General features: G+C 57.4%; 13 protein-coding genes and 5 pseudogenes. 4 read left to right on the plus strand and 14 right to left on the minus strand.

Annotated elements, in window-relative coordinates; all coding sequences use genetic code 11:
- Window positions 1–165 precede the first annotated feature (165 nt).
- The 9 genes and pseudogenes from P3T42_RS29645 to P3T42_RS29685 all read right to left on the minus strand — a co-directional run bounded on the left by P3T42_RS29645 (window position 166) and on the right by P3T42_RS29685 (window position 11,235).
- Window positions 166–660, minus strand: coding sequence for a hypothetical protein (locus P3T42_RS29645; RefSeq protein ID WP_429308058.1), 495 nt, complete (start codon window positions 658–660; stop codon window positions 166–168).
- Entirely contained in the window at window positions 657–3,254 is a 2,598-nt protein-coding gene (locus P3T42_RS29650; RefSeq protein WP_429308059.1) for a glycoside hydrolase family 19 protein, read from the minus strand. The genes P3T42_RS29645 and P3T42_RS29650 overlap by 4 nt, the downstream gene beginning before the upstream one ends.
- Before the next feature lie 241 nt (window positions 3,255–3,495).
- Window positions 3,496–3,822: pseudogene (locus tag P3T42_RS29655) on the minus strand (contractile injection system protein, VgrG/Pvc8 family); the annotation flags it as partial.
- 78 nt (window positions 3,823–3,900) lie between these two features.
- Window positions 3,901–4,152 (minus strand): PAAR domain-containing protein, encoded by a 252-nt coding sequence (locus tag P3T42_RS29660; RefSeq protein ID WP_429308060.1) that lies wholly within the window; start codon window positions 4,150–4,152, stop codon window positions 3,901–3,903.
- Window positions 4,153–4,221: 69 nt separating this feature from the next.
- Window positions 4,222–4,902, minus strand: a complete 681-nt coding sequence (locus P3T42_RS29665; RefSeq protein ID WP_429308061.1) for a hypothetical protein — start codon at window positions 4,900–4,902, stop codon at window positions 4,222–4,224.
- On the minus strand, window positions 4,886–6,253 hold the full coding sequence (locus P3T42_RS29670; protein WP_429308062.1) for an N-acetylmuramidase family protein: 1,368 nt from the start codon (window positions 6,251–6,253) through the stop codon (window positions 4,886–4,888). Before P3T42_RS29670 ends, P3T42_RS29665 begins: the two co-directional genes overlap by 17 nt.
- A pseudogene (locus P3T42_RS29675) lies at window positions 6,250–9,069 on the minus strand (type VI secretion system Vgr family protein). The gene P3T42_RS29670 and the pseudogene P3T42_RS29675 overlap by 4 nt, the downstream one beginning before the upstream one ends.
- Window positions 9,070–9,306: 237 nt before the next feature.
- Window positions 9,307–9,729 (minus strand): annotated as a pseudogene (locus tag P3T42_RS29680) (Fic family protein); the annotation flags it as partial.
- Window positions 9,730–10,424: 695 nt separating this feature from the next.
- Window positions 10,425–11,235, minus strand: a pseudogene (locus P3T42_RS29685) (transposase).
- 464 nt (window positions 11,236–11,699) lie between these two features.
- Here P3T42_RS29685 and P3T42_RS29690 point away from each other — a divergent pair.
- Entirely contained in the window at window positions 11,700–12,092 is a 393-nt protein-coding gene (locus P3T42_RS29690; protein ID WP_429308063.1) for a hypothetical protein, read from the plus strand.
- Between the two features lie 87 nt (window positions 12,093–12,179).
- Complete coding sequence (locus tag P3T42_RS29695) at window positions 12,180–13,235, plus strand: hypothetical protein (RefSeq protein ID WP_429308064.1); 1,056 nt, start codon at window positions 12,180–12,182, stop codon at window positions 13,233–13,235.
- Window positions 13,236–14,050: 815 nt separating this feature from the next.
- Here the strand turns inward: P3T42_RS29695 and P3T42_RS29700 are convergent.
- The gene (locus tag P3T42_RS29700) at window positions 14,051–15,166 is read right to left on the minus strand and encodes a Fic family protein (RefSeq protein WP_429308065.1); all 1,116 of its coding nucleotides are present in this window, start codon (window positions 15,164–15,166) and stop codon (window positions 14,051–14,053) included.
- A 499-nt stretch (window positions 15,167–15,665) separates the two neighbouring features.
- Here P3T42_RS29700 and P3T42_RS29705 point away from each other — a divergent pair, with 499 nt between their 5' ends.
- Window positions 15,666–15,827, plus strand: a complete 162-nt coding sequence (locus P3T42_RS29705) for a SymE family type I addiction module toxin (RefSeq protein WP_429308095.1) — start codon at window positions 15,666–15,668, stop codon at window positions 15,825–15,827.
- A gap of 410 nt (window positions 15,828–16,237) precedes the next feature.
- Here the strand turns inward: P3T42_RS29705 and P3T42_RS29710 are convergent, their stop codons facing one another.
- Complete coding sequence (locus P3T42_RS29710; RefSeq protein ID WP_429308066.1) at window positions 16,238–16,693, minus strand: hypothetical protein; 456 nt, start codon at window positions 16,691–16,693, stop codon at window positions 16,238–16,240.
- A 148-nt stretch (window positions 16,694–16,841) separates the two neighbouring features.
- Between P3T42_RS29710 and tnpC the strand changes: the two are divergent.
- Window positions 16,842–18,402: pseudogene (tnpC, locus tag P3T42_RS29715) on the plus strand (IS66 family transposase).
- Here the strand turns inward: tnpC and P3T42_RS29720 are convergent.
- From P3T42_RS29720 to P3T42_RS29730, 3 genes are all read right to left on the minus strand, one after another.
- On the minus strand, window positions 18,351–18,722 hold the full coding sequence (locus P3T42_RS29720) for a hypothetical protein (RefSeq protein WP_429308067.1): 372 nt from the start codon (window positions 18,720–18,722) through the stop codon (window positions 18,351–18,353). The pseudogene tnpC and the gene P3T42_RS29720 sit on opposite strands and share 52 nt — an antisense overlap.
- Window positions 18,723–19,016: 294 nt before the next feature.
- On the minus strand, window positions 19,017–19,967 hold the full coding sequence (locus P3T42_RS29725) for a hypothetical protein (protein ID WP_429308068.1): 951 nt from the start codon (window positions 19,965–19,967) through the stop codon (window positions 19,017–19,019).
- A complete protein-coding gene (locus P3T42_RS29730; protein WP_429308069.1) occupies window positions 19,948–21,417 on the minus strand; it encodes an N-6 DNA methylase in 1,470 nt (489 codons plus the stop codon). The genes P3T42_RS29725 and P3T42_RS29730 overlap by 20 nt, the downstream gene beginning before the upstream one ends.
- Window positions 21,418–21,811 lie beyond the last annotated feature (394 nt).

Genomic DNA, 21,811 nt, shown 5'->3' on the forward strand with positions numbered 1-21,811 from the left:
CGGTCTTCGCCCGCGACCCGAGCTCCCGATGCAGCGGCTCAAGTCAATTGACTGTCAGGGAGTTCTTCGTTGGGACGCCGATCCACACTCCGTGAACCCCGCCTTCTAATCGGTCAAAGCCGAAGAGTCCCTTCGACGCTTTGACCGTTACGTGCATATGCCCTATCAATCAACCCCATCGACAGGAGGCGTCGTTTTAATCCCACGCATCGCCCTGGGACTCAGAGTTTGATAAATACCGGCATCACAGGTCAAATTGGCAACTGTCTTCCCATTCTTTTTCACATAAACCCCGCTCACATCTCCTTGGTAGACAACGTAATCGTAGCCCCCCGACCTGAATTTCAAATGGACTATATTTAAATTTCCACCTGTTATATCGCTAATAGAAAAATGCCTCCCAGGGGGATAGGGCTTATCCGGATATTGGAAATCAATGTGCTCAGAATTCCCAATGCGGTACTCGACATACCCGTTATCCGGAGAGACATTCCCAGACGCGCACACCGAAACAATTTTTTTCTTCACGGGACAGCTAAAATAGACTTCCTCGTGGGGCTCGCACAAAGTTTCCTCAGTAGGCTGCGCATAAACCGCCCTCGCGCACAACAAGGAGAGAATAAGTATCGCGCCAAGCGCTTTCAGACTGAGTCGTTTCATTCCAATATTTTCCGACTATAAATGAAGTTAAAATTGTTAACTCTTGCCGCATAGCTATCTGTGTTCAAATTAACAATTGCCGTAATGGCATTTACATTCGATTCGCCTGGACCTTTATCAGCTTTTAGCGCCAACCCATGTCTGACCCAGAAGAAAGCTGCCGATCTCGCAGCGTATTTCATCTGTGTCAGCAAGTCGGGAGTTTCCTCGAAATTCACGCTGTCATCCGGCCATTGAGCCTGGTTTTCTTGATGCCAACTTGTGAAATCATGGTAGTTAGCCCTTCCGGTCAACTGCTTCAGACCTCGTCCACGAAATTTCCAACCATCGCCGCTATTATGATCGCCGTTACCTAGATCCGCTCGGCCTCCATACGCACCATTCGCAATCGCCTCAAAATCGGATTGATTCATGGCTGTGCCATCCGCCTTAATTGGCCTGCTTGTAGCGTATCCATGCAGATTTGCGTCACCCGGATTGTGGGCGAAATACGAGAACTTCGCGATCAGTGAAGACGCCTTCCACACAAAGCCTTCTTCGACTGTAAGCTGGCGCCCTGCCTCCTGCATGACCTGGGCGAAGAAGTGCGTCCTCCTAAGTGGTGTATCGAGCTGATAAAAGTCGATATGTGCATTTAACTCATCTGCTATCGCCTGCAGAGACGCGGTGTTCGCATCTGGAAATATAAGCGTCAGCATTGCCAATGTAAAACGGAAACCTAGGTCCGCGAAATTCCCAACAAGTCCGATCGGATGAAAGTGATAGACCGTCGGACTTGACGGGAAGTCCTTGATTGCCTTGACCTGATCCCACCATTGAAGCGACTGGATACGCTGGTACTCATCCTTCCAGATTGGCGCACGCTCCTTCATGATTGGCGTGAGCGCGGGCCACTTCTTCGGGTCGCCGCCCCACTCCGTCTCGTAACGCACAATCAGGTGCGACAGCGCCTCGGCGAGCCACGACGTGCTGTGCGCCGTCGCCAGTTCCTGTGCGGTGACCGTGCCGTTCCCATCGAGATCGATCGCCTTCTCCAGTTTCGTAAAGAGGTCGCTCCCGTTGACAGTGACGGCACTCGCCTGGAACGACGTTTCTTCGTCAGGCAATGCCTGACCGTTCACGAGGATGAACCGCTTGAACATGTCCGCCATCGGCACCTCGGTGCCGTCCACGACCTCGAATCCGGGCCAAGCCCACGGGCTTTGCCACTCCGTATTGGGATGGTCCTTGCCGCGTACCCACCCGGAGCCGCTCTTGCCCGTCCCCGTCCCTACCTCAATCTTCCACCAGTGGACATCCTGGTCGTCGACGGCTTGCGCGTCGGCGCCCAGTCGTGAGAGTTCCAGCGGCGCAAAGACGTCCATGAAGCTGGCGGTCGCAAGCTTCGGGTTGGACAATTGCAGCGGAAACTCCTTCCAGCCATTCACCACACCCGCAACAACCTGCCCGCTCTGAGCCCGTTCCACCCAGAACGGGTCCCCCTCTTTAGTCTTGCTGGTTGTCGGATGGTGATTGCCATGTGGCGCGGGTGTGGTGACAATCTTCGTCGGCTGTACCTTTGTCCAAAGTCCATTACCCGATTTGCCGGCAACGGGCTCCAGCGTGAGTCCGATCGCAACCTTCTGGTCAACAGGTTGCGAAACATCCACCAGCGCCGCACCCGGCGATACCACCAAGAGGGGTTTCTGATTGTCCGGCAGTTTCTTCGCACGGTCCCTGCTCTTGGCCACGAACGCGGCGAATGCGTCGCCTGCGAACACTTCCAGATGCAGTAGTGGTCGCGAGGTCGATGCAGCAGGTAACACGCTCGCGTCGCCATGGCGGACATATTGGCCGACATGTCCGAGCAGGGTACCGGCCTTCACCCGGAAGGGCTTCGGAAGTATGACGACTGCGTCGAGCGGACTGGGGTCAATCAGCGAATCCAGATCGTCGAGGAACACCCAGCCGTTGGATGCGCCGGGCTTCGGATCGGCGCCCTGCACGTCGCTTACTGGCGCCCCCTTGCTGATGGAGGCAATCGTCACCCACCCCGGAGCCGAGGTCGTGGCCACGGTCAGTTCCGTACCTTGCGGTAGCAGCCCCAGGAGCCTCCCGTTCGGCTTGTCGTGGATGTGCAGACCCACAAGGAGCGGTGCGTTGGCCGCTGGAGGTGCATCCGGAGCGACCGGGTTGGGTGAACTCGTGGCCGGCGTCTGTTTATCGTTCGCCTTGGCGCCTACCCGGCAATAGGCGTTGCCCTGCCAGAATGGCATGCGCTGTATCGCGGGCGTCGGCGGCGTGGTTGGATCGGCCGGAGGCGGGGCGGATTTCTCGGCCTCCTGATAGCTCGCCCAGTCCGACTGGTGCATGTACAGGCTGTAGAAGTCCAGCACCTCATCAGGAGGAGGTGGCTTGGCGGCATCATTAGTGTTCGTGTTCGATGGATCTGGCAGTGGCGGCAATCCGAGCTTGTGATGGACCAGCACAAAGCCCGTCGAATAACGCGCCTTCCTGTCGTCGCTGTAATTCAGCTCGACATATTTCGAATCCAGCTTGTAGGCCAGCACCTCGCCATCGGCGATGGCGCGCACGCCGTCGCCCTGTTTGAGCATGCCATCCGTCTGCTGGTCGAAGTGAATACCCCCGTGCCAGATGCCGCTTGCGCCGAGCGGATAAAATCCGTCCCCGGCCGTTCCCAGCGCCTGTAGGTAGTCCTGCGCATCAGGCGGGTTTTTGCCGCTGTTCGTGGCGAACGGATACGCCCAGCTTTTAACCGGCGGGAGATCCTTCGGTTCCGGCGGCGGAGCAGGTTGCGCAGCAGGCGCCGGATGGTGATGCGGGTGCGGATGATGCGGAGGCGAAGCCGAGCTGGTAGCTCGTCAGCCCGCTGTTTGAACCGAGGCGCCGGGCGGTGTGCACGTAGCCGTTGTGCGGCAGGTAGGACTTGTCGGATTGCTGGATCCACAGCGTTACCGGCTGGGCGATCAGCGTCTTGAGCTCGACGCTGCCGTTGGTGGATACCACATCGACGGTGAACTCGAAGTGGCGGCCCAGGCGCGAGCGGCCCACGACCCGCTGCGGGACCAGCGTGTTCGAGCCTAACGGCGTGTCCAGTTTGAGCAGGCGGTCACTCTGCGACAGGCCACCCGTGATCGTGCTGATTAAGTCCTGCGCTCCCATGACGCCTCTTTATTCAATATACGTCGCTGCGCGATGTGCGATGTAGCCCGAACGGGGTGATCGCACTACCGCCCCGACTCATACCAGGCTCGAAATAAGCCGGCAGCCGCATGTAGCTTTGTAGCCATGACGCGCGATCGGGATACCGCCATCTGTCATCGACTCGTCGCCGTCCACAATCACATTGGGTCGAACGTCTTCGTGCTTCGGGCACGAAACCTCATCCCCTTTACGCGCTACGAACTTGCCACCGAAACTCATGGTCGCCGACGCGGTGATCACCTTGCCGCCGTGGTCCGTATCGTCACTCAATCGAACGAGGTCGATCATTTTCCCTCCCGAAATTATCGATTGGCGGATTGCTGCACGGTGTCCTCGATCACAGCCTTGACTCGCCGTTTACTGCGGAGACGCAGGAAACGGATTCCCAAGGTCGCCCGTTTTCACCCAACCTTTAGTCGTCTTCCCGGTGGAAGGATTGGTGAATCGAACGTAGGAGAAGTCGCGATCTGTTTCGGTTACTGCAACAACATTGCCACCGACAAGAAAGCCGCTTCGGGGTACGAACGACCTTTGGTCCCGATTATTAAAGAACGTTTTTTTCTCTACTACGCGGATCCCTAATGCGGGTGAGCTTTGCGCCACCGTGTAGTGCACGGCATCTTGCTCGTCTGGTCCAAACTTGAATACACCCGTAGCGTTGTCGCATCCGGCTTGGTTCTCGGCGGTCTGTATAACCCATTTTCCGTTCTTAACAAAAATCTTCCCGGAAATGTCGAAATCTTTGTCGCGGTGATCGTAATCGTAATCTTTTCCCGGTAGAACAAATGTGGAAATATCGATCACGGCATCGGCACCTTTTTGAGGGAAAGCATCAACTCCGCTCTTTTGAGAGAAGAAAAAGGCGCATGAAGTGCGATCATCCTCTGCTCCGTAGTAGCCAAAGATTTTTCCACTCGAGTGCATCGCAATTAAATTTGGGTCATTGAAAACAATCAAATCTCCCGCGAAGCCAACGGTCGAAAAAGACGAAACAAAAATTGCGACCGCCCATCCAAAATATTTACTTGTATTCTTCATAATGCGATTTCATATCGTTTGCGTATTCCGGGTTCTGATTTCTCCAGTTCCCGCCATTGTATGCAGTAGCAAAACCTTCCCAGTTTTTTTCCTTTAATGCCTTTATCGCTACCGGTTTCGCGTTCTTCATGAACTGTTCGAACATCTGTACGTGGCCATCTATGCTTTTAAGATAGCTGTTAACCATCTCGACTACAGAGGTACAGCCACAATCTTTAAAGGATTCACCCATAACCTGAAAAGCGCCCCACGAACACGACATCAGGGCAGCGTCCCGGTCAAGGCGGGCAGCCTTTACGAGTCGTTCATATTGATGGAGCTCTGCAAGTCCATAGCCACCATATATAGGATTGCACACATCAGAAAATTTGGAGTATGGATTTTTCTCGTGCTTCCAATTCGCCTGCTTCGCCTTCGGCAAAGACAGGCGGTAAAAATAGTGCCGTTCTAGCAAAATTCGCGGCAAACCATTCTTGTCATATCCCCGCCCGCCAGTCTCCGTCATCGTCACCGCCTTGACCGCGGCCGCTTCACATCCGAATGATTTGGCGAGGTAAGAAAAGTGATCGTCTGTAAGCACCGAGGCCGTGGGATAGTTTAGCCGTGAAGGCAGAAGATTCACCGCAACGGTTCGTGGCTTACCGGTATTGATAGCTTTGTAGTGGTGTTCAATGACGATATCTGTTACGGACTTTCCTGTGGCGGCGTCCGTATGTGTGGTCGTCTTTTTGACCGGGAAGTCCTTTTTAATCTTGCCCTGTTCAGTGATCTTCTCCGCGTCGCCGATGTATGGTCCGAATTCGTCGAGCAGGCGATCTATCGTCATGACTTCGCCTTCCTTAACCACAGGCATGTGGATATCCAGTTCCATCTCGTCTTTCGGAGACAACTGAGTAACCGCATCGAAGTGATATTCGGGGCTAGTAATAGCGTAGGCGTTCATGTCCTTTGACGGCGTCACAGAGCCCTTAAGGCCAAACTCGCCGCTCTTCTTCTTGACGAATATGTCAATCGGCTGATTACGGGCGACATTCGAGATGGTCACCGCATAACCGTCTTTGTCGGTCGTGACATCTAGGCTATTTGACGCGGTCAGGGTCTGACCATTGCCGCCAGACTCGGGCGTACTGGTTGGCGTGGACGGCGCGGAAGAGCCCGCCGGCGCAGAGGAATCCTGGCCGCCGGTCTGCCAGAGCGGAGCAGGCGGTGTGCCAGTGCCCGTTTTTAGGCGAACGACCAATCCTTGAATCGGATGCTTCAAGCTGTCTTGAAACACAAAACTTGCCTCAACTAATGGGCTGGGAGGAGTGTGGGGGCGCTTGTGCCGCCTAGGGTTGTTGGAGTTCGTCAAACGCTTGCTCCGGTAGATTGCGTATTCGGCATGTGGTCCTGTTGGTCGGACTCTGCCTCCTGGACTTCCAGGTCCTCCTGGTCGTAAGCATCTTCGTGGATGCCCCAGTCACCTGCGCCGATCTCGCATTTCACTTTCTCGGAGCTCGGGGTTTTGACAGTCGCGGTCGCACCATTGCTCAACATGCCCTGCTGCAGCGTCCCATCCGCGGAGAAGATGCGATATGGTTGACCATTCAACGCGGGAGAGAACCGCTCGTAATCGAGGAGCGGGGTGACGTCAAAAGTCTGCGTATATTCATGCGTGGGATTCTGCGTAATGTTGCTAAGCGGAAGCGACGGCATAGGCATGTGCATGGAGGCTGCACCGGGCTTGTCCCACGAAGCGCATTTTTCAAGAATTTGTCCAGGCGTACCGTTTTCGATCTGGTCTGCATTGATCTTGATATACGAACCGCCTGCGCCGATCCAGACTTCCTTTGCAGCTGACAAGACTAACCTTCCGTCTGTACTGGTTATGGTTACGTCCTTCAGCGCGGCCAATGCGATTTCGTCGCTGTGAGCCTGGATCTCCACCTTCCCCTTCGCCGCAAAAAGCTTCATGCCTGCGTTCTGTACGAACAGGCTGAGCTTCTCGGTGACGCTTGCGATCAGCGACTTGCCAGTGGCCACATGCGTGCTCTGCCCACTGACGATGCTGATCTGCTGGTCCGCCGTGATCTGCGTCGACTGCTGGGTGGACAACGCAATGCCGGACGGACTCGCCGCCAGCAGGACCGGTTGGGCGAAGCCGTTGGCGTTGCCCGTGCCGCCACCCGCTGTACGTCCGCCTGTGGTTCCGCCACCTGGGACGCTGTGTTGCGTCGCGTCGGTGAACTTCTTAAGGGCGTCCTGACCCGGTTGCAAGGTTTCCGCATTGGCCGCGACGCTCGCCTGCGACAGCGTCTCGATCACGCTCTCCGCACTCACCAGCTGTTCGCTCGCCGCGGTGGCATTCAGCGGCTGGCTCACGGACGTAGGATGCGTCGATACATACAGCCCCTGCCCCGCCCGGATCGCACCATACGACTCCGACTTCAGATCAAAGCCCGTGCCGAGATAGGCGCCGCGCGTGTTATCCGTGTGCTGCACCAGGTACCCCAGATGCAACTGAGAATTCGCCGTGCTGCTAAAGAGCTGTACCCGGTTCTGCCCGCTCGAATCATCCATCACCATCTGGTTGTAACCGCTGCCGCCGTACTCCTTCGACTTGTACCCCGACAGCAGCCCGTTCGAATGCCACTGCGGTTTGGCCGCCCCGTTATACAGACGCGACATCACCACCGGCCGGTCACAATCCCCGCCGATGTGATCGATCAGTACCTCTTCCCCGATCCGCGGCATATGCACGCCGCCATAGCCGCTGCCCGTATCCGACTGCGCCACCCGCACCCAGCACGACGCCTTCTCGTTACCGCCGTTGATGCGGTCCCAGACGAACTGCACCTTGATGCGATTTAGCTCGTCCGTGTAGACCTCTTCGCCTTGCGGGCCCACGACGATCGCCGACTCCAGATGGGTCTCAGGCTTCTGATGGTCGAACGGGCTGCGGTACGGCACGCTCGTGCGCTGCGCCTCGATCTCCACCCGGTAGAAGCCTTCCGAGCCGTCCGCGTGCGTCACCTTCAACGCGGTATCGCTGGCGTGGCTCGCGCGCACCTCATCGAGCGCGCCCTGCAGGCTGTGCGGGTAGTCCGGCCCCGGGTTGCCCGCCGGCACGTTGTTCGCGATCACCCACGACGCCTCGATCACCGCGAACTCCTTCTGGCTCGCCTGATCCCGGTCGTGGTCCGGGTGGCCGCTCAGGGTGAAGCGCCGTCCCGCGTCGATTCTTCGAACTCCGCCTGCGCCCTCAAACCGCTTCGCCCGCGACTCCCACTCCTCCATCCGGATCCCGGAGAGCTGGTCGCCCCGGTCCTGTTTCGGATACGTGTACGCCCCGGTGTACTCGTACACCTCCGCCTGATCCGGCAACGCGCCCTGATTGGGCATCGTCGGCACGTTGGTGCCTTTGGGGTTGAACTGCGTCGACGGGCTCTTGTAGTCGAACGTGCGCGTGGTCAGTGACGTGCTTTGCAGCGTGCGCGTGCCCGACCACTGCGTGAGCGCGTCCGTCTCGCTGCCCGTGCCCGCCCGGTAGAACGGCACCGCTTCCGGCGACAGCGCATCGAGCGTCGCGAGCCGGTCGGTGATCACCAGCGTGTGCGACTTGCCGTCCCGCGCCTGCTGCCAGAATCCATATAAGCCTTCGGACTCCAGCAGCCGGTGTACGAAGTTCCAGTCATCCTCGTCCTGCCGGCAGTAGGAGCGCGAGGGCAGCGGTTTCGAGAGCGCGAACTGGAATAGCCCCTAGGCCTGGGGATGCGTGTTGAAGACGTCTGTGATGATGTCGTCGGCGGTTTTGTCCTGCCAGATGCGCTGGTCGCGGCGGAACTTCAGGAAGTGCATCCAGGAGGCGAAGCCGAGCTGGTAGCTCGTCAGCCCGCTGTTTGAACCGAGGCGCCGGGCGGTGTGCACGTAGCCGTTGTGCGGCAGGTAGGACTTGTCGGATTGCTGGACCCAAAGCGTTACCGGCTGGGCGATCAGGGTCTTGAGCTCGACGCTGCCGTTGGTGGATACCACGTCGACGGTGAACTCGAAGTGGCGGCCCAAACGTGAGCGGCCCACTACGCGTTGTGGGACCAGCGTGTTCGAGCCTAACGGCGTGTCCAGTTTGAGCAGGCGGTCACTCTGCGACAGGCCACCCGTGATCGTGCTGATTAAGTCCTGCGCTCCCATGACGCCCCGCCTTTCTTATTCAATACGCGCCCCCGCGTTATCGCGGCGATTTTACAAAACATTTCGCAGTGGAAGCAATTAACGTTGCAATTGAAAGGTTAAATCGATGCAGATATTAGCTATGGAGAATTAATGCGTTTTGCATTTCGGGAAATGTTTCTTGTTTTATTGTTGTCCCAATTATTCAGGAAATATTTTCTTGGTTGGGAGGGCGAAACACGCAGGGTGACGCGATAGTCAGTTCTCCAATTCATAGGACGTGCTTCGTCCGCCCACAGAGGATTTGCGCAGTATTCCGAGTGTGACCAGTTCGTTGATGTCCCGCAAGGCGGTGTCAGGTGAACACTTCGCAATTGACGCCCATTTGCTGCTGGTCAGTTTGCCTTCGAATCCATCAAGGAGACGATTGAGCAGTTTGGCCTGGCGCTCATTCAACGGCGTGGTCGCCCAACGCTGCCAGAAACGCGTCTTGGCGAGCACGGCGTCGAGGGTGTGTTGGGCACTGTCCACCGCGCGATGGAGCGCGTCGAGGAACCCGGTGAGCCAGGGCGTCACGTCGAGCGTCCCTTTTTGCGTCCTTTCGAGGATGTCGTAGTAGCCCTTGCGCTCTCGTTGAATCTGCGCCGACAGGCTGTAGAAGCGGTGCGGACTGCCCCAGCTTGATCGCAGGCATAAGCCGAAACGCAGCGAGCGCGCACTTGCCCGAGCCATTGTTTATATAGCCTGGCGTGCTCGCGGCGGCAGGCGTCATGCCCGACGAGTCTTGCGCGAGGCGCGCGACCGGAACGTCCCCTGTCGCGTCGATCTGGACAATCCATCTGGGCGGCTTGCTGCTCACGCCGCTCGGCTCCGCCCAATAGCCTGTGTTTTCAAGGACTTCTTCTTTAAGGTAAAGGTCCTTCGTTCCCGACGAGCGGCGCGTGTACGCGAATGGCCGGAGCGGGGCGGAGCTGGCGGCCTTTGCGGCCGTTTCGGCTCCCAAGATGTTGCGCGGCAAGGATGGCAAAGCTGGCCGTTTCAGAGTTTTTTGCGATGTTACGCGGTCTCGTCTTCGGTTACGAGGCCCGGCGCCAATCTCCGCAGTTCCGCCGGCGAACGACGGGCCGATATTGTTTATAAAATGTTTATCGGCACCTGCACTCTGAAATTTCGCCCGGGCCGTGACGCTGGGTTGATTTTGCGCTCAGTCTCTTTGGCGCCGCAGACACCCGCTTATAGGACGGTAGCACTAATTTTGTCGCGCAGTAGCAAAACTGTGGCGCCAGTAGCAATTACTCTGGCGCCCTAGGGAGTGTCTGAATTTTTGTGTGCAAGGCAGATAAAAACCTGCCGTTTGGCAGGTCATCAATTGCATTCTACAAATGATTCCTGGTGAAGCGATCCTCGTAGAGGATCGCGAACTGGTTCATCGCAGCTTTCCAGTCATGCGCCGCACGGCTCCAGTCAGCGGTGATATTGCGTAAGGCCAGCCACAGCAGTTTGGTCGCGGCCTCGTCATTTGGGAAGTGTCCACGCGTCTTGACGATCTTGCGTAGCTGGGCATTCACGCTTTCGATTGCGTTGCGTGTAGATTACCTTGCGCACCGCCGGAGGGAACGCAAAGAATGGGATCACACGGTCCCAGGCACGACGCCAGGCGGCCACAACGGTCGGGAATTTCTGGCCCCACTCGCCCTGTTCGAACGCCTCCAGTTCGGCTTGCGCAGCCTCGGCGCCCGCCGCCGTATAGATCGGTTTAATGGCAGCGGCCAGAAACCCCTGGATCTCGCGCACTGTCATACCACGGGCGTACATCGCGATGATCTTGTCGTCAAAGCCCGTGAAGCGTCGCTCGTGCTTCGGAATCAGGATCGGGGCAAAGCTGCCGTCGCGGTCGCGCGGAATCTCCAGCCGCAGCGGACCATCGTCGGTCAGCACCGTCTTGCCGCTCTTGCCGTTGCGCTGGTTTGTCGCGTCTTCGGGCCGCACGGCGCCGGCTGGATAGCCCAGATGGTGTCCGAGCTCGGCGCCCAGTGCCCGCTCGATCAGTGCCTTCCTGAACGCCGCTGAAGCAGCGTGCACCGCCTCAGCCGTCATCGGCCCCTTCACGAACTGGTCAATCAATTCCTTCGGAATCGACGGCAACGCCGTCTGGGCCTCGATGGCCGTCTTGGGTTTGCGTGGCATACACTGCTCCTTGAGCTACATGTTATGCCTTACATACAAAATTTATGACAGGCCCGTCGGCGCCGCCGAACTCACGGCATCCGATTGCGCAAACAACGAATGCGTCGTCTTCGTCAATGACAAGTCACCTGTAGCTGAGGCGGTGTGTGGTGACGCCGCAGTGACGCTAAGATGGAACGTTGGCGGGAATGCTTTTTTGACGACGTGCGAGGATGCCGGGACGGAAGAACAAGACACCAATTTCCTCTCAGACGCTGAAGGTAGTCAAGCACGCAAACTCGTATACGGGCGCCCGGTACTGAAGCAATTTTTGCTGCAACACCACTCCGGCCCAGTGCCAGACAAGTTCGCTTCACGCCCATATTGCACGCCGCCATCGTCGCGGCAAGTTTCGGAAAGTACCTTTGTTTTGCTGGAAAAGCGGCCTGCAAACACAGAAAGCGGTTACTGTTTTGAGCCGACTTATGTGCACTACGATAAGGAGCAATTCACCGTCGACACCGGCAAAGGACAAATTGCCTGCGTCGGATCAGGATTATTTCGGGGCGCTGCCAACTGAGCAGCAACAATCGAATCTTGCTGCGCTGATCCATCAATATGCGCCGACGTCGCGCCAGCCGAATAGCGCAGACGCAGCCCACTCACCTCCTGAGAGTAACCACCATGTCACCGCCGAACGAGCCTATTTGTACGGCACGCCAAAAGAAGACGGGAAGAAGATGGAGTATCTGATTAGCGGCGATGCAGTGGTGGTGCTTGACGAGGTTGGTGACTGGTCGCAGATTCGTTATCGGCAGGCCAACGGCAACGAGATTGTTCGTTGGGTACGATCTGCGGATCTTGCCGGTGGTTCGTGAGGATTCAGTGCGGACGCCAGTGTGGGTGCGGCAAATCATCGTCGACAGCAATCGCTGCGCCGAAAGTCAAACAACGGGAATACCGTCATGAAAAACACGACTTCAAAATTTATACGGGCAAACGATCCGCCGTTTCGAATCGGCTTGCCTCGCGTCCGTGCTGTTCGTATCGGTGCAGTGATCGCCACGGTCTTGCTGCTGACCGGCGGCGCTGCCGAGCCAGCACTTGCCGCTGCGTCGTCGTCCACGTTCCAGTTCGCTTTGCCGGGTGGGGCGGCAATTTTCTATGGGAAGGCCTTGAACCCTCAAGCACCGCTGACCCAGCGCGCATGGCGACAAGCTGTATTCCATTTCCCGAACGGCGCAACGTTCAGCCTGCTGCCAAGAGCTGGCGAGACGGACGCGGCCGGTACAGAAATGGAGCAGCCGAGCGACAGCAATATCTCGCCGTCCGGTGAATACGTGGTCATCGGGCGAGTCGAATCGGGGATGGTATCGACGGGGCCAGGGCAGGCGGAGATCGAATCCAGCCGGGAATACTGTTCCGCCATCGAGATTCGCACGGGGTGTATCACCTCCGATCAGACTGGTGAGATATGCGGAGAGAGCTGGCAGGCTGGCCAGGATGCGCTTTGGGGAACAGACGATCAGACGAACGTGATGCTAAAGCGCGACCGTCCATCGGCAAGCCGGCTCCTGCGCTTTATCAGCGCCGGTCAGCCGCCAGGGCCGGTAATCGGCGACGATGCCGGTGCCGACAATCTCCTGCGTTGCGATCCGCCGTCGTCCGCCAATCGTGACGCCTATGGGAAGATTGCGGCCGCCTTGCATGCGGCAGGTGCGCACAAAGATGCGCGGCTGATCGACGCCGCGTTTTCGAATGCGAACGGTGGCGGTGTGGGTACACCGGCGCCGGCAGCAGTGGAAAGCGAGCATCGTGCGGCGACCATATCGGCGCAAAGAGCGACGCTTTATACGGCACCTGATGATGCCCACGCGAGCCGGGCCTATCTGGTCCAGAACGATGCGGTGACGGTGTTGAAGCAGTCGCCCGCCGGCTGGGCTTATGTGGACTATGTCAATGCTTCTGGCAAACATCTGCTTCGATGGATCAAAGCCGATCAACTGGCGATCAAGTCGTGATGTCGTCGGCTATTTGCGTGGAGGTGATGCGATTTCGCTCCTCGGGGCACGCCATGGGTAAGTTAGCCGGGATACGGCCCAAAGCACTCTGCCTTTTGTGAAACGCTATCTAATCCTTAACGGCGACAAGACCACCGATAACGGAACGGTAAGGCGCACTGCCGCTCCTCTGGCTAGCGGCGTCAGTAAAATTCCTTCGGGTTCGTTGTTAAGATCCTCCGCAAGTAACGCAAGAGGCGGCCGGCAAAGTCGCGGCTCAAATTGCACGTCAACCGTTCACGGGTATTTTTGATGAAAAAGCACGAAGACCTGGACGAGATTTACGCAGATACATGGGGGCGGCGTACCGAACGGCTAGATGGGCGCACCTACCAGGAGTTTCTGGATTCCGAGCATTGGGCACATTTCAAAAAAGTTGCGAGCGAGCGCCCGAACTACCAGAAGTGCGAGTTTTGTGACTGCACCGAGGTGGAGTTGCATCACACGAGTTATAAGTGGATCTGGACAAGCAATGAACTCCGTTGTGTCATCAGCCTGTGCAGGCAGCATCATCAGGAAGTACATGACCTGGCCAGGACACGAGGTATGTCGGTAAGACGGGCTACTAATGAGCTACGTAAGCGATATAAGCCCGACTATTCGCAGAAGAATCGCGTCTCCGGTTGATCGGCTTTTGTTGACGATGCGAACGCGGATGTAATTTGTATTTTTCGTTCCACATGTTTCCAAGGCGCGAGTTCTGGTCGAAGCGCCTGGCCAGTTTCGAAGGTCGGTCAGTAGGTCCGAGCGAGTCTCGATCGATTAACGCGTCCGTGTCAGTTCTCTAATTCATAGGACGTGCTTCGTCCGCCCGCAGAGGATTTGCGCAGTATGCCGAGTGCGACCAGTTCGCTGATGTCCCGCAAGGCGGTGTCCGGTGAACACTTCGCAATTGATGCCCATTTGCTGCTGGTCAGTTTGCCTTCGAATCCATCAAGGAGACGATTAAGCAGTTTGGCCTGGCGCTCATTCAACGGCGTGGTCGCCCAACGCTGCCAGAAACGCGTCTTGGCGAGCACGGCGTCGAGGGTGTGTTGGGCGCTGTCAACCGCGCGGTGGAGCGCGGCGAGGAACCAGGCGAGCCAGGACGTCACGTCGAGTGTCCCTTTCTGCGTCTTTTCGAGGATGTCGTAGTAGTCCTTGCGCTCTCGTTGAATCTGCGCCGACAGGCTATAGAAGCGGTGCGGACTTCCATCTGCGCGCGCGAGCAGCAAGTCGCCCAAGGCTCGGGCGATTCGGCCGTTGCCGTCGTCAAAGGGATGCAAGGTCACGAACCACAGATGGGCGAGCCCCGCTTTAAGGACTGGGGGTTCTCCGGAATCGCTATTGAGCCAGTCTAGAAACCATCCGGTCTCAGCGTCGAGTCGCTCTGCAGGCGGCGCCTCGAAGTGGACACGCTGGCGGCCGATAGGGCCGGAAACGACCTGCATGGGGCCATTCGCATCGTCGCGCCAGGTACCGACCTGAACCCGCGACATGCCACTGAATCCGGTGGGAAACAGTGCCGCGTGCCAAGCGAACAGTCGATCGCTCGTCACCGCTGCGTCGCAACGGGTGGTGGCGTCGAGCACCATCTCGACCACACCCTCGACATGCCGGTCGACCGGTGCAAGTGCGCCTATGTCCACGCCGAGTCTGCGGGCGATGGAAGATCGCACCGATGCGGCGTTGAGACGTTTGCCTTCGATCTCGCTGGTTTTGACGACGTCCTCGGTGAGGGCTGCTAGGATGATCTGGTCGCGCAGGGCAGGGCTTACGTTGGCTAGACGGCCAAAGAGCAGGATTTGGGCGCGGGAGGCTTCGGCCAGCGGCGCAGCTAGGCGCGACAAGTCATAGCTCAAAATGAATCTGTCGGGGGATTGCCAGATATACGTTCTATCTCTGCCGTTCATATCGTGATCGTCAGGAGCATTTGTGGCAAGGATGGCTTATTCACCGCAGAAAGTGCGGTGAATAAGCTGGCTATTCGCCGTAAGTAACTCGCTCCTGTGCGAAGTCCGTCAGAGTGTATCCGTCTAAATGTAGGAGCGAGACGCGTGCACTTTTTGTTGTTGGTCGAACGTTGGATGCTGTTGCACAACACATGACAATGCGAGATAATATATCGGATTCCTAATGACATGATTGAAGTTCACAACGCAATCCGTTGATAACGTATAGCTGAGAAATTAGCTCGTTGGAAGATAGAAGACGACGCGAGAGCACCGAGCAAAACATTGAGGAGAACGAGGTAGGAGATGAAGCGCGGGACGCATGGGCTGCCACCCACACGACCCGCTGACCACAACCAGCTCACGTAAGGAGTTGATCATGGCTGACGCCAATCATAAAGCAGTTGCGCCTGTTCCCCAACGCGTCTTGACCATTTCGTCACAAAGACGCCCACGGCCGATGAAAATATTCGCACCTTCTCATATCGAATGTTATGACGACTTGCCTCCGGCACCTTGGATCCGACTTTCGGGGAGGTGGTTAGAGGAGGCGGGGTTTGAGATTAGTGGGCGGATTAGGGTGGAGGTGGAGCGCGGGAAGTTGACTATTACACCCGTTTGAGACGAGAACCGGTGCTGGCCCACCTTCCCAGCGCTCTAACGACTGCCCAGCTAAATGTGCCCACTTGATCTCCATCAATGGGGCCGTCTCTTTCATACAGAGCCGTCCACACAACTCTGCAGGTTAAGCAGGACCACTTTCCTGATGGTGGAAAAATGGTCCCGCTTAACCAAATTCACCTGCACCTGATAGAGTACGCCCGCCTACGTTCTCACACACTTCGGCGCGGTGCTCGAGATTCGCATTGGCGACGTCTATGTGCAGAATCGGCGTCTACCTGAAGAGCTATGGTACGACGCTCGGGCAATGGTGAACCATGCGTCGACGCACACCACGCAGCTGTACGACCGGCGACGCGATGACTAGACCTGGACGAGGTCGAGCGGATTCGCCTGTAGGTCGCAGTGAGCCTACTGCGCGGTGACCTCACAGGCGGGGAAATAGACTTCATGCTCCGTGGTTGAGATAAGGCCGCGCATGAAATCGAGCGCATATTTGCCGTTGCCAAGCGGGATGAAACTGATGTTCCTGGCAACTTGAAACTCGTCGATGCCGCTTCGTTTGAAGACGCCTTCGGTCAGCTTTCCGTCCATGATTGGCCTGCCGGCAGGCACACGTATATGGCTGGCCGCAGGCGTGACGACATGCGTGCCGGATTCAACAGTCTCGCAGCGAAGGTGCAAACTGTACTCGAACGCGATCCGTTCTGCGGCCACGTATTCGTGTTTCGCGGCAAGCGCGGCGACCTGCTCAAGGTGCTCTGGTGGAGTGGCGACGGGATGTGCCTGTTGATGAAGCGGCTTGAGAAGGGACGCTTCGTATGACCCCAGGCCGACGGCGGTACGGTTTGCCTGAGTCTGGTGCAACTGTCGATGCTGCTGGAGGGTATCGACTGGCGGTAGCCCACCCGAACAGCACGCCCGAGTTCGGCGTTGTAAACGCAGCCGGCGACGCGTAAACTGCCGTCATGACCGCGCGAATACACTTCCCGACGACATCGAGACTCTGAAGGCCATGCTGCGCGAGCGCGAGGCAAGGCTGTATGAACGCGACGCGCAGGTCGCGCACCTGCGGGAGACGGTCGACTCGCAGAAGACAGCGCTTGCCTCTCGCGCTGCGGAAGTCGAACACCTCAACCTCCTGATTGCAAAGTTGCGGCGCATGCAGTTCGGCCGCAAGTCGAAGAACCTCGATCGCCAGATCGAGCAGCTTGAACTGCGTCTGGAGGATCTGCAGGCCGACGAAGGCGCAGCGCCTGTTGATATCCCGAAGAAGACACCTACTGCGCCTGAACGGCCGCGGCGCAAACCGCTCCGTGACCATCTGCCGCGCGACACGCACACACATCTGCCTGAATCGGCCGCGGTCTGCACGCACTGCAGCGCTGCGATGAAGCAACTCGGCGAGGACATCTCCGAGCAACTGGAATACGTGCCGGCGAGCTTCAGGGTGATCCGTCATGTTCGGCCCAAATTCGCATGCACCTGGTGTGATCACATCGCTCAGGCGAGCGCGCCGGGGCGTCCCATCAAACGAGGCCTGGCAGGTCCGGGATTGCTGGCGCATGTGCTTGTAGCGAAGTTCGCCGATCATGTACCGCTTTACCGACAGTCGGTCATCTACGCCCGCGAAGGCGTCGAACTTGAGCGTTCAACGCTGGCCCGGTGGGTTGGCCATAGTGCAGCGTTGCTGCGACCGCTCGTCGACGCAATCCGGCGACACGTGATGACGGCTTCGAAGCTGCACGCCGACGATACACCGGTGCCCGTGCTCGCGCCGGGTAACGGTACGACCAGAACCGAGCGACTGTGGGTCCATGTTCGCGACGACCGGGCTTCGGCCGATATCACACCGGCTGCCGTATGGTTTGCCTATACACCGGACCGCAAGGGCATTCATCCGCAGCAGCATTTCGTATCATTTGCCGGAACGCTGCAGGCCGATGCCTATGGCCGCTATCAGGCAATCTATGAAACCGGGCGTGTCGTCGAAGCGGCGTGCTGGGCCCACGCCAGACGTCAGATCTACGAACTGCACGTGTCACGACCGAATGCCTTCAACACCGAAGCGCTCGAGCGCATCGGCGCGCTGTACAGCATCGAGGAGAAGATCCGCGGCAAGCCGTCGGGACTACCGCCAGACACACGCGAGACCCTTGCTCGACCAGCTTCATAGATGACTGGGTGAGATGCTCACCACGCTCTCGCGCAAGTCTGATACGAGCAAGGCAATCCTGTATGCCCTTAACCGCTGGGAGGCGCTCACGCGCTACTGCGATGACGGTCGAATCGAGATCGACAATCTGCCCGTCGAACGTGCCTTACGCGGCGTTGCAATCGGGCGCCGGAACTATCTGTTCGCCGGCGCGGATTCTGGAGGCGAACGTGCTGCTGCAATTTACAGCCTGATCGGCACGGCCAAACTCAACGGAGTTGATCCGGAAGCGTATCTGCGTCACGTTCTCACCCACGTCGCCGAACATCCGGTCAACCACGTTGATGAATTGCTACCGTGGAATCTGGATCAGTCGTCGTACTCGAGCGGTGTGACCGCGCAATCCAGAACAGTCGGGTGAATGCGAACTTCGCACCACTCCCTGAACATCCTGATCGTCCGGTTGCGCGGCCATAAATCCGGGTCGATATACCAATCCCCGAGCAGGTGCTCGAAGATCGCCTTCCAGTTACGCTGAATCCACCGCTTGCCCGGCTGGTCCGGGTCGTCACTACTGTCCGTTGGGATCAGGAACGCGGATGGTTCATCACGCGCGTCATCTAGAGTGATCTTTGCATTGGCTGGGAAGGGATCGGCGTCATTGATCCATTCAACAAATGGTGTGCTGGGCAGGACGATGGCGACCACCCGGTTTGCGACGTAAAGCGGCTCTTGCTGCATGCATTCGATCCTCGTATCAGATGGTCGAATGCTAAAGCAACACGGTCGTCATGCAACTCTTACCGATAAAGCGCCGACAGGCTCATCATACGCCTAGTCGAAGACTAAACGACAACGTCCTGATGTCTGCTCTTGAATGCGGAATCTCTATCGCGAGACGAGTACTCAGAAAATGTGCTATTGCTGCTCCACTCCCTCTTTACGATTCACTTCGGCAGGAGTGGGAGCGTGAATTTACAACTTTGTCGCCACAACAATACTTACTTCCGGTGTCGCATTGATCGACATCGGATCCTATTCTTCCTGCACGCGTGGAGTGAAGTCGAGCACCGGCACCGCATCCGACTCGAACATCAGTTGTTCAAAGGCGGGGGATTCAGGAGCCCACTCGATGCGGCGGGTCACCGACTTAAGATCGGGAGCTCCGATCAAAAATCTTTCCTCGTACCGAAGATAGAGGGTTTGAAAGAATTGTCCCAACCGCAGCGGACTTCCGTGCGGTGGAAACGAGTCCATTGTCGAGCCCGCATGGTCCCCTTCCGCCTCTGTCAGCGCTAGCGAAACAGCTTCATAGCGACTGACATCATCTCTAATTCCTCTTCGCCCTGTTAGCTCTCGCAACGCCGAATGAAAGCGGAAGATCGACTCGACAGGTTCGTTGTTAGGTTGGAGCGCAATGTCGTTTGCCTCGAGTTGTACTGCCGGCGATGCCGACGCTACAAGTGGGCTTACGGCTTCGACGGCCTGCTCACGCTGTCGGTTTGCACGGATCACGAAAAGGAAGCCGAATACAAGTGCAGGATATGTGATATGGAGGTTTGTGCATTCACCGATAGTTTCCTCCATTCGGTTCGTCAGGTTTCGGAACGCACCTGTCATCCCCTTACACGACACAGCGAGTACGGGGCCGATGCCTTCCTTGGTAACAACGACATCAACGTTCTTGGTTTTGAGTCCTCCAAGAACTGTCCGCTCTCCGCCTTGCCCTTTCGTTGGGTCAAACACGAGCAAGTGCTTTCCGCCGCGGCGGATAACTTCAAACGGAGGTCTCGGAGTAATTTCGTCCGGATCGAACCCACCTTCTACGACAAGTCGGCAGGCCACGTACCAATGCAACGGCTTAATGTGTTCTTGACTTTGGGTACGACCGGAATACGTGGCGAAATGCCACAATGCTTCCGTCAGATTGACCCATTGGCACTTCTTTTCCTTCGGCGGAAAAGGCTCATTGCGCCGTGGGACCATAATGTCTCCATTCCCTCATGGTAGTCACCGCATCCTCAATGTCAGTTAGCGGGAGATTTGCGAACACCTCGGCAGGAGGCAAAATAATACGTACTGCTTCACCCGGCTCAAGCTTCAGCATGCCGCCGCCGAGAGGATGACCTTCGAGTTCACAACTCAAGCGGATGAATGGTGTCTCCCAGGCTTCAATCAGTTGGGCGACCGCCGCTTGGTCTCGCACTCGCACGCTGTGTACTGAGTTGGTGCAGCTACAGCCAGCATCGTTGCGCACTAAGCTGACGTCCTTCCCCGACATGTATGACATGAAGAAGTCCGGGATCTGAACGTCGGGTACAGAATACCAAGGCTCGCGAACTCGACACTTGTATGCCTCTCGAGCCTGTTGCCCGGGCTCCGAGTCTAGATATTTCTGGACCGAAGCAGGGATCTTCCCCGTCTTGGAGAGACGAAGTAACAATACTTGTTCGTCCTCTTTGCACCATTGCGCAACCGTTGCGGCAGTCAACGTCCCTTGTGGCAGAGCGCGACCATTGCGTACTGACGGATGGAGAAGCTGTTGGGGAATCTTCCACTGCTTGGCTTCGGATGGGCGAAGATGGAAAAAGTCGTTCGCTCCCGTTACATATCCGATGCCGACCGACGCAACCGCGCCGAAGCGGCGCACCCTTGGGTGCGTAGCCACGGCACGATAGGTGTCGCGGGCTCGGGATGACATGATGAAAGGTCGGAGTCTGCCATTCCAATCGTTCCGCCATTCATTCAGGTCAATGCTGGTGAATTTGGTCGGAGGCGCAGACATCGCACGAAAACGCCTAAGGGCGCTGAATCGGATGGTGCTGGACTTCGCGCCAAATCCATCGGCAAATAGCAGCCAGCAGTCCTCTGAGAGCTCCGGGAAAAGCTTCTCTTGGAAGGCAACTATGTGCACAACCGAGAAATTCTCGACAAGATATTCGAGCAGTGGCCGTGCGTAGGGAGCATGCCCGATTTCTGCAGGCACGACAAAGGCCATACGACCTCCAGGCACAAGCAGGCTGGCTGCGGCGACCAAAAACGGGGCCCATGATGAGCTCAGCCCAGAGAACTTTGCTCCGTGTGACAAGCAAAGACGAAGCGCCGTGTCGCGTACAGTTCCCTTGAAAGTCTGGTAACGGATAAACGGCGGATTGCCCGCGGTGCACTCAAATCGTTCGTGCGTATTCGCAGCCCATGCGAAAAAGTCGCCTTCGTGAACTAACGCTGATGGCGCGCGAGCTATAGCGTCTTCAGCCGATGACGGGTCCTGCTCAATTCCAACGCTATTCGCATGCGCGGCCAAAAACCGTCCATCTCCACATGATGGATCTAGGAGTCGGTCGTCGGAGTGCCGGACAGCCCAACCCGCCAAGGTGCGTACGACAGCGTCTGGCGTAAAGTAAGCGCCGGATTCCTTCTGGGTCAGTTTTATCATTCGTTCCGCATTTGCATGTCTGCTCAAGAGCAGGCGTTTGAGCTGAATTGTAACCTCGTCGGCCTCAAATGAGCCTGACAGACTTCGCGCCAATTTAGGTGCGACTCGACGCGCAAGTCGTCAATGGCTCGGGGTCGAGCAGTGACAGAGTGCTGTATAAAAAAACAGTATCCGAAACTTTTCGACGCTGCGCAAGGGCGGCGAGAAATGTGTGACTTGGGCACAATAGACCTGCGACGAACGCCGGCAATACTGGAGCGCTCGGTCAGTTGACGCACAAAGCCAGGCGAGGAACTACAGCCGATGTGTGCATCACCGCGAGAACACCCTACGATCCGCGGTGATGCCAACGAACGAGCGCTTCAGACTACGATCCAGACAGACCTGCGGTTGG

This window comes from Paraburkholderia sp. GAS38, from assembly GCF_050434965.1.
Lineage (GTDB): Bacteria > Pseudomonadota > Gammaproteobacteria > Burkholderiales > Burkholderiaceae > Paraburkholderia > Paraburkholderia phenazinium_A.